The sequence below is a fragment of the Streptomyces silvae genome (genome assembly GCF_016745505.1).
GTDB classification, from domain to species: Bacteria; Actinomycetota; Actinomycetes; order Streptomycetales; family Streptomycetaceae; genus Streptomyces; species Streptomyces silvae.
This window is the reverse complement of record NZ_JAERUC010000081.1, coordinates 43684-55850: the sequence shown is the minus strand read 5'-3', so window position 1 is coordinate 55850 and position 12167 is coordinate 43684. Positions and strand designations below refer to the sequence as shown.

General features: G+C 73.0%; 8 protein-coding genes. 3 read left to right on the top strand and 5 right to left on the bottom strand.

Translation table 11 applies throughout. The features are described from left to right. The first annotated feature begins 207 nt into the window (after positions 1–207). Positions 208–2331, top strand: a complete 2124-nt coding sequence (locus JKV81_RS11480; protein WP_307820519.1) for an FUSC family protein — start codon at positions 208–210, stop codon at positions 2329–2331. Between the two features lie 146 nt (positions 2332–2477). Then, a complete protein-coding gene (locus tag JKV81_RS11475) occupies positions 2478–3254 on the top strand; it encodes a DUF427 domain-containing protein (protein ID WP_202075635.1) in 777 nt (258 codons plus the stop codon). 9 nt (positions 3255–3263) lie between these two features. Here JKV81_RS11475 and JKV81_RS11470 read toward each other — a convergent pair whose 3' ends face one another. The 4 genes from JKV81_RS11470 to JKV81_RS11455 form a co-directional block, all read right to left on the bottom strand. Beyond that, complete coding sequence (locus JKV81_RS11470; protein ID WP_202075630.1) at positions 3264–4826, bottom strand: mucoidy inhibitor MuiA family protein; 1563 nt, start codon at positions 4824–4826, stop codon at positions 3264–3266. An 8-nt stretch (positions 4827–4834) separates the two neighbouring features. Continuing rightward, positions 4835–6883 (bottom strand): DUF4139 domain-containing protein, encoded by a 2049-nt coding sequence (locus JKV81_RS11465; protein WP_202075628.1) that lies wholly within the window; start codon positions 6881–6883, stop codon positions 4835–4837. Between the two features lie 72 nt (positions 6884–6955). Next, positions 6956–7531: an RNA 2',3'-cyclic phosphodiesterase gene (gene thpR / locus JKV81_RS11460; protein WP_164992616.1), complete on the bottom strand. Its 576-nt coding sequence runs from the start codon at positions 7529–7531 to the stop codon at positions 6956–6958. A gap of 135 nt (positions 7532–7666) precedes the next feature. After that, a complete protein-coding gene (locus JKV81_RS11455; protein WP_202075626.1) occupies positions 7667–8887 on the bottom strand; it encodes an alginate lyase family protein in 1221 nt (406 codons plus the stop codon). Positions 8888–9139: 252 nt separating this feature from the next. On the opposite strand from JKV81_RS11455, the gene JKV81_RS11450 reads away from it, so the two are divergent. Then, complete coding sequence (locus tag JKV81_RS11450; RefSeq protein ID WP_202075623.1) at positions 9140–9748, top strand: secreted protein/lipoprotein; 609 nt, start codon at positions 9140–9142, stop codon at positions 9746–9748. 33 nt (positions 9749–9781) lie between these two features. Here the strand turns inward: JKV81_RS11450 and JKV81_RS11445 are convergent, their stop codons facing one another. Next, the gene (locus JKV81_RS11445) at positions 9782–12016 is read right to left on the bottom strand and encodes an FUSC family protein (RefSeq protein WP_236056322.1); all 2235 of its coding nucleotides are present in this window, start codon (positions 12014–12016) and stop codon (positions 9782–9784) included. Between the last annotated feature and the right edge of the window lie 151 nt (positions 12017–12167).

Sequence of the window (12167 nt, the reverse complement as noted above, 5' to 3'; positions counted from 1 at the left end):
GCGGGTGGTTCGGCGCCGGTCGCACCGCGAGCGGACGGGTGCGTACCGATCGACAATGGCGGCAGGCGGCCGGAGCCCATGAGCGCGGCCGGACGTTCACCGGCGGGAGGCGTGCGGCATGACGACATGGCCACGGCCGTCACACCACGCCCGCCCAGGGCACGGGCTGCCGGCCGTGAGGGCGGTACACCTGAAGGCGGCACGAGCGTGACCGCCGGGGCGGGGAGGCCGGCGGTCCTGCGCAGAGCCCTCCGCATCACTCTCGCGGCGCTCGCCGGCTTCTACCCGCTCCTGTACGCCGCCGAACGACCGACCGCGGCGCTCTACGCGCTCTTCGCCCCCATCGCCGTCGGCCTGCTCTCCGCCATCCCCGGATCCGGCCGCCGACAAGCCCTCGTGGTCCTGCGTGTGCTGCCCCCGGCACTGGCTCTCGCCGCCCTCGGCACGGCTCTCGCGGTCAACACCTGGGCGGCGAGCGGCGGCATGCTCGCCGTCGGCTTCCTGCTGGCGTTCGCCGCGGTGGCGGGCCCACGGGCGGCGGGCGCCGCCCCGGGCCTCCAGCTCTTCTACATCCTGGCCTGCTTCCCGCCGTACGACCCGGATTCGCTGGGGGACCGGCTGACCGGACTGACCGTGGGCATCCTGTTCCTCGCGGCCACCGAGCTCCTGCTGCCCGACCCGTCCGTCCCGGCCTACCGGCAACGGCTCGCGGACGCCGTCGGCACGGCCGCCCGCGGAGCCTCCGGTGCCGAGGTGCCGCCGCAGAACCTCCGCGATGCCGGCGCGAGGATGCGCCTCTCCCGGCTCCCGCCGTCGGAACGCCCCGCCGGTGCGAGCCGGACGGACCGCGCACTGGAGCAGGCCGGCCGCGCGGTACGAAGGCTCCTGGACCAGCTGGCCACCCTCGCCGAGCTCCCACCGGCAGCCGACCCGGCATCCGCCGCTCTCCTCGGCCACATCGCGACGGTGTGCGACGCCTGCGCGCAGTCCCTGCGCACCGGTCGGCCCCCGCCCGTGCCCGGAGCGCTGGAGGAGGCCATGCGCGGATTCCAGTCGGCACGCGTCCGCCTGGCTTCCGAGGCATCCGCCCCGGGTTCGCCGCCCCGCACCGACGTACTGCGACGGCAGTCACGGGTGCTGGCCCTCGCCGAATTGGCACGGATCGTGGAGGTCGCCGTCGACATCGCAGCCAACGGCAGACCCGCCGTCCAGCCCGCCCCGCACGACCTCTTCTGGTACGCGCGGCTCTCCACCCCGAGGCTGTGGGCGCGGCGCGTCCTCGGCAACATGACACTGCGGTCGGTGCTCTTCCAGAACGCCGTCCGGATCGCGCTCGGCCTCGCCGCCGCCCGGCTGGTCGCCGGCTCCCTCGACCTGGCCCATGGATTCTGGGTGCTGCTCGCCGTGCTGACCCTCGGACGTACGACCGTGGGCGCCGCCTGGAAGGCGGTCCGCGAGGCGCTCGTCGGCAACGCGGTCGGGGCGCTGGCGGCAGGAGCCCTCCTGATCGGGCTCGGCTCGCACACCGACGCGTACGCCGCACTGCTCGCCCCCGCGATGCTGCTGGGATTCTCCCTGGGGCCGCTGCTCGGAATCGCCTACGCGCAAGGGCTGTTCACCCTGGTCGTGGCCACCGCCTTCGCCCAGATGACGCCCGTCACCTGGCAGTTGTCCGAGGCACGGATGATCGACGTCGCCACCGGGAGCGCCATCGGCCTCCTGTGCGGGCTCCTGGCCTGGCCGGCCGGCGCCCGCCGCGAGGCCGTCCGCGCCATGGCCGCACTGCTGCGCACCTGCGGCACGCTGGTACCGCCGACCGCGGAGGACCTGCTCACCCCGTCACCCGTGGCGCCGGCCCCACCGCGAACCCTGCCGAGCCTGCACCGGCTGCGCCTCGCCGAGGCGGCGTACGCCCAGTACCGCAGCGAGTCCGGTACGGCAGCGGACGACACGGGCCCCGACTGGCACGCGGTGCTCCTCGTCGCCGACCACATCCTCATGGGCGCCTACCGGCTGCCCCGCTTCGGGCTCCGGCCCGGAAGTGGCCCGTCGCTCCCCTGCGCCGACTGGGCGCGTGCCTCGGCGTCCCATCTCGACCGGGAGACAGGCCGGATCGCCTCCCTGCTCATCGGGGACCGCCCTGCCCCCGGGACGCCCCTCGTGCCCCCACCGGAGGGCTGCTCGCCGGCGAGGCTCTCCGTCGACCTCGAGGTGTGGATGACGAGCCTCGGCCTCCAGCTCACCCGGATTGAGGCCTCGGCCGCCCAGGCACACCGCAGTCCGGACCGCCGGGAGGACCCCCGGGAGGATCGGCGGGAGGACCGGCGGTGAGGTTCCCGTGGCACCCGCTCAAGGTGCCGCCATCCGCGCGCCGGGTAGCATTTCGTGAGAAGGGGAGCCTCGGGCCAGGGCGTGAGAACCTCCGCGAGCCGGTTCCGGGACCGCACATCCGACGAGTGGACCGAGGTGGGCGACCGATGGCGGACGACAGCGTGCGGTACCCGCGCCTCATCACCCCGGTCGGGCATGTCGAACCCGTGCCACGGCGGGTCCGGGGGACGCTCGGCGGACACCTCGTCTTCGACACCCGCCGCGCGCTGTACGGGTGGGAATGGCCCCCGTACCCCCAATTCAGCATCCCGGCCGATGACTTGGTCGACGGAGTGCTCACCGACGAGCACCACGTCGAGGCGCTGGGCGCCTGGTCCGCCCGGCGCCATACGCTCCGGGCCGGATCCGAGGTCCGGGAAGGTGCGGCCTGGGTCTGGGACGACACCGCCCCGGACGCCCTGCGCGGCGCCGTACGGTTCGAGTGGGCGGCGCTGGACTCCTGGTTCGAGGAGGACGAGCCCGTCTTCGTCCACCCCAGGAGCCCGTACGCCCGGGTCGACGCGCTGCGCTCGTCCAGCAGCGTCCGCGTCGAACTGGAGGGCGTCGTGCTGGCGGAAGCCCCCGACTGCGTCACCCTGTTCGAGACCGGCCTGCCCACCCGCTACTACCTCGACCGCACCCACATCGACTGGAGCCGGCTGCGCCCCTCCGACACGGTGACCCGCTGCCCGTACAAGGGCACGACGACCGGCTACTGGTCGTTCGACGGCCCCACCACCCGCCACGGGGACATCGCCTGGGCGTACGACTTCCCGACGGTCCAGGTCAACCGCGTCGCCGGCATGGTCGCGTTCTACAACGAGCACGTCGACCTCCGCGTCGACGGCACATTGCTGCCGAGGCCCTCCCGTCAGGCCCCGTAGACCAGCGGCTCAGAGCCCGGTGACCTTGGCGCTCGCCGAGATCTCGTAGACCAGGGTGACCGTGCGGTGGCCGTCGGGCGGCAGCGTGACGTCCCAGCGGACGATGCCCTCGGCGTCGACCGTGTCCGGCTCGGGAGAGCAGGACTCCCGGCGCAGGCGCACCTCCACGGCCGAGACCTCGGAGACCGGAAGCCGCTCCCTCAGGACGACCACCCGCTCCCCCCGCTCGCCGGGAGCGGAGAACCGGGACAGGTGCAGCCGCACCGTACGGGTGATGACGCTCCGCTGGGTGATACCGGCGGTCTCCCGCGTCTCCTCGGTGTGCCGGACCACCCGGTGGTCGTCGCAACTGCCGAACGCCAGCTCGGCCGGAGCCCCGGGGGCGGTGAACTCCAGCGTGCCGCGGCCGGCGAATCCGCTGCCGCGGACCAGGTCCACGGGCCCCGCGAGCAGCGCATGGCCGGCCAGGTTGTCGAACCGTACGACCCGGGTGACCAGAGGGGACAGCTCGGGGGAGCACGCGTACTCACTGCGCGCGGCGGTGCTGAAACCGGACAGCGGCACGCGGTGCGCCCGCCCGTCGCCAGGCACGGAGACGGGCGCCGGGGGCCGCAACACCCGTACCTCCCCGCCGTCGTCCACCCCCGGCAGACCCACGACCGGGGCGGGACCGAGGTCCCCGATCTCCTCCTCGCGCAGCTCGACGCCGACCGTGCGGCGCTCCGCGGCGGAGCGGTCCGTGAGCGTCAGCCGGTCCTCGCCCAGCTGCGGCGGGTCGGTGGCCAGCGCCGAACGGGCCGTCGACAGCGTCAGCCTGACGTCCGACCAGTCCTCGCCGGTGCGCTGCCAGACCATCGCATCGGTCTCCAGCGTCAGGGAGCCGCCGTCCAGCACCGCCCGGTAGGCGGGCCGCCACAGCGCACACGAGGTGAGATGGCTCAGCCCCAGCCCGACCGGCCCGGCCGCCGCGCACTCCACGGTCAGCTCGACATGACCGACGAGCTCAGCGGGCTCCTCCTCCGACGCGTCGACCGCCCGCTCGGTCTGCCCGAGCTCATCGGCCAGGGCGGCCAGCTCGCCCTCCACGGTACGCAACTGCTCCCCGCACGAGGCCCGTTCCTCGTCGACCTTGTCCAGCTCACCGGCCCAGCGGGCGCTGTCCGTCTCACCCGCGCCCGCGCCCTCGCCGATGTCCCGCAACAGATCGGCCGCCAGCCGGCCGAGGAGGTCCCGTCGGGCCTCCAGCCGGTCGCGCCGCTGCTCCAGCGCGAGTTGCTCGCCCCGCAGCGTGTGCACCCGCAGGCGCAGCGCTGAGTCCTCCTCGGCATGAGGTACCGGCCCGCGCGGTGTCCAGCTGCGGGTGATCCGGACGTCGAGCACGGCCGCCGGATGATCGGCGGTCAGCTCGGCGTGGAGCGTCCGGTCGACCGCCAGTGCGCTGACCGGACCGAGACGCAGCCGGTGGACCCCTGCCTCCAGGTCGAGCACGACGGCACGCTCGACGTGCGCGCGGTCCTCCAGGCAGGTCACCGCGGTGACGGGAAGGGCGATCGGCTTCGAAGTCGTGGTCATGGCGTCTGTCAGCTCCTGCGGTTGCCGCCGACGACGGCCTTGCCGGCCGGCATTCTGATCTCGTAGCCGCCGTCGAGCACGGCGGTGCCACCGGCGGGAAGGTCCACCCGCCAGACGCGGGTCCCCGGTGCGTGACGATCGGGCCCCGGGCCCTCCCCGGGCGCAGACCAGTCGGCCCGCTCCTCGATCCTGACATCGGGTTCGGAGGTGACCGGCACCCGTTCGCGGACCTCGACCGTGGCGGGGCCGGCGAGGCGGTTCGCCAGCTCCACATGGACGCGGTGGTCGAGCACCGTGGTGCTGTTGCGCAGCCCCGACGTGGACTCGTGCAGGTTCGTACGACGGGTGACCCGGATGCCTTCCGCCGGCCCGAGCCCCACCCTGCGGACACCGCCGGGAGCGAGCGTGGGCAGGGCGGCGGTCAGAAGGAAGTCGTCGTCGACGGTGACGTCCACCGGACCGGCGAGCAGGGCCTGGTCCGTGGAGTTGGAGAGCACCAGGGTCGCGTACACGGTCTGTTCCACGGACGGTACGCACAGGTACTCGGTGTGCATGCCGACGGCGATCTCCCCCACGGTGACGGTGTGCCAGGTGCCGTCCGACGGAATGTCCACGCGGGCGGCCGTGTCGAAGCGGTGGTCGAAGGAACCTGCCGACTCCCGGGGCCGTACGGCATGCCCCGGCAGCGGCAGCGCGGCCACCGACTCGGCGCGGCGCCGGTACTCGGCCGCCACCGGATCGAAGGAGGCGCCGGGGAACAGCCTCCCCCTGCGGTCCCTCTGCTCGTCGGGGCCGGACAGGACGAGCGCGGCGTAGTCGAGCTCGGCGCCGCTGGGCCGCGGAGGACCGGGCGGCTGAGCGGGCGGCGGCGCGCCTCCGGGCGCCGAGGGGGCCGCGGCGGCGGGAGCCGGGGAGGGCGCGGCACCGTAACCGGGCCCGCCGCCCCTGCGCGCCCGGGCCGGCTGCGCCGGGGCGGGCATCCGGCCGTCGAAGGCCTCGGGCGAGGCACCCCCCGGTGCCGGAAGCCCCCCGACGGGAGGCGCTCCGTACGCCATCGGCGGCGGAGGCGGAGGCGGAAGGGCCCCCGCGGCGCCGGCCACCGGCACACCGGCCGTGGCAGGACGGGGGCGTGCCCCGTCGTACCCGGTGAACAGGTCCGCGAGACCTGCCGGAGGCTCGCGCCAGCCGGAAGGCGCGGACGTCGGCTGACTGCGCCCGATCCGGATCGAACGGAGCTTCGGCAGGCCGGTCCCGCGCCGCAGGTCGGCCGTGGCCAGGCCGACGGCCACACCGGTCCAGTCCTCGCCGGTGCGCTGGGCCACCGAGGCGCGCAGCACCAGACGTCCTCCGCCCTCGCCCTGACGGTAGGCCAGCCGGTAGGCCGGCACCCAGAGGGCACCCGGCACCCCGTACTCGAGCTCGATCCCCACCTCGGCACCCGGGTCGTCGGCGCCGGACACATCGACCGTCAGGACGGCCGAGACGGTGGTCCCCACGTGCGCCGACGGTACGTCGGTGGAGGCACGGGCGAGTTCGTCCTCGGCGACACCGAGCTCGTGCTCGGCACTCCGCAGCGCCTCCTCCAGCTCGACGAGGCGGGTGTGAAGCCCCGTCAGCCGTTCGTCCACGAAGCCGCCCAGCTCCAGCCACGCGTCGACCGGGGTGCGACGGTGCCCGTCCTCACGCCTGCGGGCCGGAGGGACGGGGCGCAGCGCCCTGATCTCCTCGATGAGGCCCAGCTGGTGGTCCCGGCGCCCTCGCGCCGCCGCGTACTCCTCGCGCAACCGCTCGACCCTGCTCCGCAGCCCCTCGGGCGCCGGCGCACCGAGAGGCTCGGCCTCGACCTCCACCCGGGCCTCACCGACGCGCACCCCGTGGGCGCCGAGGACGCGGGCCCGCAGCGAACCCGGGTCCAGCGAGCGGGGCAGTCCTGTCACCCGGACCCTGCCGTCCGGTGGCACGCCGCCCCTGGCAAGGCGTCGGCAGAGCGCACCCTGCTCGTACACCACCACGGAGTCGAGCGTCGACTCCCACCTGTGAACCGTCCCGGCCGTCATACGTTGCGCCCCCCGTCGGTGCTGTGCGCAGTTTATGCCCGGGCCGTTCGGCGCGTCCGTGCAGCCCTGGGCTCAACCGAGGGGCCAGGCCTCGATGTCGCGGTAGTGGATGGGCCCACGGCTCCGGCCGGCGTTGCTGCCGACCAGATGCAGACGTCCGGCGGGCCACCGCAGGCCGCTGAACCCGGCGAACCCCTCGGCGATCTCCGCTGCCGAGGTCAGATCCCCACGGCGGGCACGGGCCAGGGTCAGATGGGGGCGCAGGGGCCGCTCCTCGAAGGTGACACCGCAGGCCTTGACCGCGGAACGTACGTCCGCGGCGAGCATGTGCAGCTCGTCGAGGTCTCCCTCGATCCCGCTCCACAGCACCCGGTCGTCGAAGACACCGCTGCCGCGCAGGGCCAGCCGGGGCGGCCGGTGGTCCGCCGCGAGGGCGGCCAGCGGTCCGTGCAGGAGCGGAACGGTGCCGACCGGAAGCTCCCCGAGGAACGCCAGGGTGATGTGCCAGTCCTCGATGCGGTTCCAGCGCATCAGGGGGTACGCGTCCTGGGCGGCACGCAGTTCCCGGGCCAGTTCTTCCTTCGCGTGGTCGGGCGGGGCGAGAGCGATGAACACGCGAACCGTCGCGGGCTGAGTCTGTTCGTTCACACAGCTCTTCGTACAGCATGCCGGTGACCGGCCGACGGACCGGGTGCGGGGCGATCGGCACGGTCCGGCTCGGACGCCGTGGACGCCGCCCCCGACCGTATGCGGGGGCGGCATCCACGGCTATGGACGGCCGGCTCAGTTCGGGTTGTCGCCGTGGGTCAGCGTCTCCCAGGCCACGAAGAGGTTGTTGCTGCCGGCCGGGCGGTTCCGCTCGGTCAGCCGCTGGGTGTTGGTCATCGCGATGCCCAGGCGGTTGTGCAGGGCGTTGTAGCCGACCTCGGTGACCGGGCCGAGGCCGGTGTGCAGCGATCCGCCGCACAGCCAGCCCGGTGCGGACTCGCCGAGCTCGTACTTGGACTGGAAGCCGAGCGCCTGCCGCAGCCGCTCGCCCACGTCCGTGCCGTAGAGGTCCTGGCCCTGGATCCGGCTGGTCTCGGCGATGTGCGCGATGGCCGAGATGCCGTAACCGGTGTGCGTGAAGTCGCGGCAGGTCTCCTGGGTCAGCCCGGTGACGAAGGTGGACTGTCCCTGCCAGTAGTTGACGATCTTCGCGGTGGTGTCGAGGTTCTGGCTCGGCACGGTCCTGGGCACGGCGCCGTCGGAGGCGAGGTAGACGTACGCGGCCGTACGCGTCCGGAACTTCGCCATGGCCTTGTCGTAGGACGTCTTGTCGTCGAGGAAGACGGAGATGCCGACGGCGGCCTCCATCATCGACAGCTCCCAGTTGCCGTTGGAGTTCGAGCCGTTGATGAGCTTCGGCAGATAGACGTCGCGCAGCATGGTCGCGAAGCGGCCCGAGTTGGACCACGTCCCCGTGTAGGTGTGCTTGATGATCTCGGCCGCCTTCGGCCAGGAGGAGCCGGCCCAGCCGGTCTGCAGCGGGGCGTTGCTGTTGGTGTGGTCCTTGATCACCGCCGACCAGGCGTCCATCAGCTCGATCGACTTCTTCGCGTACCGCTCGTCGCGGGTGATGTACCAGGCGAGCGCGTTGGTGTACGCGGCTATCGCGTCCTCACGCTCGTCCGTGCAGCCGTAGTTGGGGTTCGAGTACGAGCCGCACTCGACGGTCGCGCGGGGCTTGGCGGTGCGGTTCTGATCGGCGTACCTGCTCGCCATCATCTGGTCGTACGCGCCCTTCCACGGCTGGGCGCCGGCGTTGACCTTGCCGCGGGTGAAGTCCAGCTGCCCCTTGGAGACGGTGACTCCGGGGTGCGCGAAGGCGGCGGGGGCGGCCTCCGCGTGCTGGGTGCCGGGCAGGGAGAGGATGCCGGCCACCAGGGCGGCGGTCGCGGCGGCGGCGGTGAGCAGGAGCGCCGGGCGCCTTCTGGTGCGGTGTGATGCGCGTGTGCGGGACATGTGGGGGGCCATCCGTTCGTCTATGTGAACGATGCACTGGGTGTTGAACGATCGCGCTGACCGGTGACCATAGGTACAGACCAGAAGGCAGTCAAGACCTCGTGAGGGATCCGCAGCTCAACTGCCGTTCAAGGATGGGAACGCGCCGAAGGCGGCGTCAGGCGCGGGGAGTTCAGCCGTGCGGGCGGTGACCCGATGAGGGCGGGCGTCGTTGATCCGGTGATCGATATCGGACGGCTGGTTGGGGTACTGATGGTGACGGCTCGGCAGAAGCGCTCCCGGGCGGGCGTCGTGCTCCGGTGCGGTGCCGCGACATGCGCTCTCCTGATCGCCGGCTGCGGCAGCGGCACGGACGACAAGGGTGACGCGAAGCCGCCGGCGGGCGCGCACGCGGCGGCCGCGACCACCGCGCCGGTCGCCTCGGCCGCGCGCGGTCTCCCGGCGCCCGCTGAGGCCGAGGCCGAGGTCCTGAAGGCGTACGGCGCGATGTGGGCGGAGCGGACGAAGGCGTACCGGGCCGCCTCGGCGGAGGGGACGGACCTCGAGCTGTACCTGACGCCCGGCGCGTGGGCCGCCGTCGAGGCGGACCTGGACCGGATGAACAAGGAGGGGGCCCAGATGCGCGGTGACCTCCGGCACGACCCGGAGGTCACCACCCTCGCCGTAGGCGAGCGGCCGCCCACGGCGACCGTCAGGGACTGCGTGGACACCTCTGCATGGCAGACCCTCGACACCACGACGGGCTGGCGCCTCCCGCCGCCGGACGGCCTGTCGGCGCGACACGTGGCCACGGCGAGGCTGGAGCACGGGGAGCGGTGGACGGTCACCGAGTACGCCGAGGACAGGACCCGCTCCTGCTGAGGCCACCCCGTGCGCACCCGCCGGGGCCGGAACTCAGTCGCGTACGGCCTTCGCGTCCGTGCGCTCGGCCACCGGTACGTCCAGGGGGCGGGCGAGCCCGACCACCCCTTCGTCGAGACGCTGCAGATGACGCAGCACGCGGAAGGTCACCGTGCCGGAGGGCTCGGTGCCGGAGCCGTCGTCCCGCAGCGTCGAGGCGATGCTGGCACCGGACTCGACCTCGCCCCGCGCTCCCTCCTCCTCGACATGCGCGGCGAGCACCCGGATGTTGTGGGCGATCCGCTGCCCGGCCCGGTGGAGCCGGGGGTCCGCCGCGATCGTCTTGCTGTGCGGCACGAGCTCGGCCGTCGCCGCGAGCGAACGGGCGTGGTAGGCGCATGTCTCCAGGAGCGCCACCAGATAGCGGACGGTCCGGCGCCGGCCGCGCAGCGGGGTGATCGGGTAGGTCAGCGGATTGGTGGAGTCCCGCAGCTCGTCCAGTGCCGTGTCCAGCCCCCGCGCCTTGCTGAGCAGATCGGACGCCGGCCCGCCGGACAGCTGCTCCACCGCTGCCGACGCGACGTCACCCAGCCGTTCCAGGACGGTTCCCAGCAGTTCGTCGGTCCGGCGGTCGGTGCGCACCGGAAGCACCAGCACGGCGGCGATGACACCGCACGCCGCGCCGATCGCGGTCTCCTCGATGCGCAGCACCAGCACGTCGAAGCTGTACGAGTTCAGCAAGGTGTACAGCAGGCCCAGCATGGCCGTCACGAAGAACGACATGACCGCGTACGACAGCGGAGCGGTGAAGAACATCGCGAAGATGAAGACGAGCACCAGGGCGAACGAAACCCAGGTGTGGTCACCGACCAGCCCCGCCAGCGCCACTCCGGCGACGGCGCCGAGCAGGGTGCCCAGGAGCCGCCGGTACCCCTTGATCAGGATCTCGCCGGTGGACGCGGTGTTGAGGAAGACGACCCAGCACGTGAGAACGGCCCAGTACCAGCGCTGGTCCGAGAGGAGCTCACCACCGATCATGGCGAGCACCGAACCCACCGAGACCTGGAAGGCAGCCCTCGTGGTGGGGCGCCGCAGCCCGGACGGGTCCTCGTCCTCGGGCGTCTCGGAGGAGGCGAGCGCGATGTCCTCCGCGTCGAACTCCTCGCGGGAACGGATGGTGGCCGGGGAGTCGTCGGACTCGTCCTGGGGGCCGTCCAGCGCGAGCCGCAGCCCCAGGACGGCGCGGGCGGCCTCACCGATTCCGCGGAACGCGTCCTGGATGCCCGAGGGTGCGGCCGGAAGCCTCTCCTCGTCGCGGTAGCCGAGCAGCCTGTTGCGTATGTGGGCCACCGCCGTGCCCCCGTCGAGGGACGCCGGCCGGCTCACCAGGAGGTGCAGGGCCTTGAGGTCCCGGCGCAGAGCGATCGTCGCGTCGTCCTCGGCCGGCCTCCAGTCCCCGGTGAGCGGCACCGGGGCGTGCGGCAGATGAAGGGTCAGGGTGTCCGCACGCTCCACGCTGCGGGCGTTCAGCAGGAGCATGCCCAGCCGCTCCGTGGCTATCTCGGCGTCCGCGACCCGGCGTTGCACCAGCGCCGCCTTGTCCGCGTCCTCGGTGCCCTCCTCCAGCCGGCCCTGGATCATCAGCGCGGCCTCGTGCAGCCGCGCCGTACGCAGCCGCATGTCGTCGAGCACCTTCTCCAGCTGCTCCGGACCGGCGTCCAGCAGTTCGATCTGTACGGAGACGAGCTGGGCCAGACGCATCCGGAAGGCGTCGCGCAGCCGTGTCAGTACACGTTGGGGCGTCTCCGGGACGACACCGAACCGCACCACCGCGCTGCAGCCGAACCCGACGGCCAGAGCCAGATACAGCGCCGGCAGGGCGGACGGCGAGGCACCGACGAACAGGGCGAGGAAGTAGATCTGGAAGCCGATGAGCCCCAGCGCGGTGGCGCGCTCGCCGAACCGCCGGAAGTAGACGGCGGCGAAGATGAGGACCACGAAGAACAGGTCACCCGCGACGACCCGCGAGTTCAGCAGGGCGGCCAGCGACATGGCGGCCAGCGAGACCGGCAGCCCCAGGGCGAGGGTCACCGCCTGGTCGCGTACGAGCTTGTCCTTGACGGCGAAGGTGGCCGTCATCGCTGTCATGGCACCGGTGACCATGTGGGAGACGTCGGTGCCGAGCAGGGCCAGCACCACCAGGGTGAGCGCGATCGCCGAGACCGTGCGCAGCCCGGCCGTGAGACGCAACAGCCCCGGATCGGAGGCCGCGAACCGATCCCACACCATGGTCCCGCCCCGCCGCCGCACTGCCCTCACCCTGCACTTTCGTCCGCTACCCGCCGTGATCCACGTGCTGTTCAGCATTGCACGGCAGGGAACCCGAGGGCGAACACGGGCCCCGCGGGTACGACAGCACCGCACGGCCGTACCCCGGGGC

Bases quoted from the DNA above. Each gene is read 5' to 3' on its own strand.
- JKV81_RS11465 (WP_202075628.1), bottom strand. From the start codon at position 6,883: ATGACGGCCGGGACGGTTCACAGGTGGGAGTCGACGCTCGACTCCGTG.
- JKV81_RS11455 (WP_202075626.1), bottom strand. From the start codon at position 8,887: ATGTCCCGCACACGCGCATCACACCGCACCAGAAGGCGCCCGGCGCTC.
- JKV81_RS11475 (WP_202075635.1), top strand. From the start codon at position 2,478: ATGGCGGACGACAGCGTGCGGTACCCGCGCCTCATCACCCCGGTCGGG.
- JKV81_RS11450 (WP_202075623.1), top strand. From the start codon at position 9,140: ATGGTGACGGCTCGGCAGAAGCGCTCCCGGGCGGGCGTCGTGCTCCGG.
- JKV81_RS11445 (WP_236056322.1), bottom strand. From the start codon at position 12,016: ATGGTGTGGGATCGGTTCGCGGCCTCCGATCCGGGGCTGTTGCGTCTC.
- JKV81_RS11470 (WP_202075630.1), bottom strand. From the start codon at position 4,826: ATGACCACGACTTCGAAGCCGATCGCCCTTCCCGTCACCGCGGTGACC.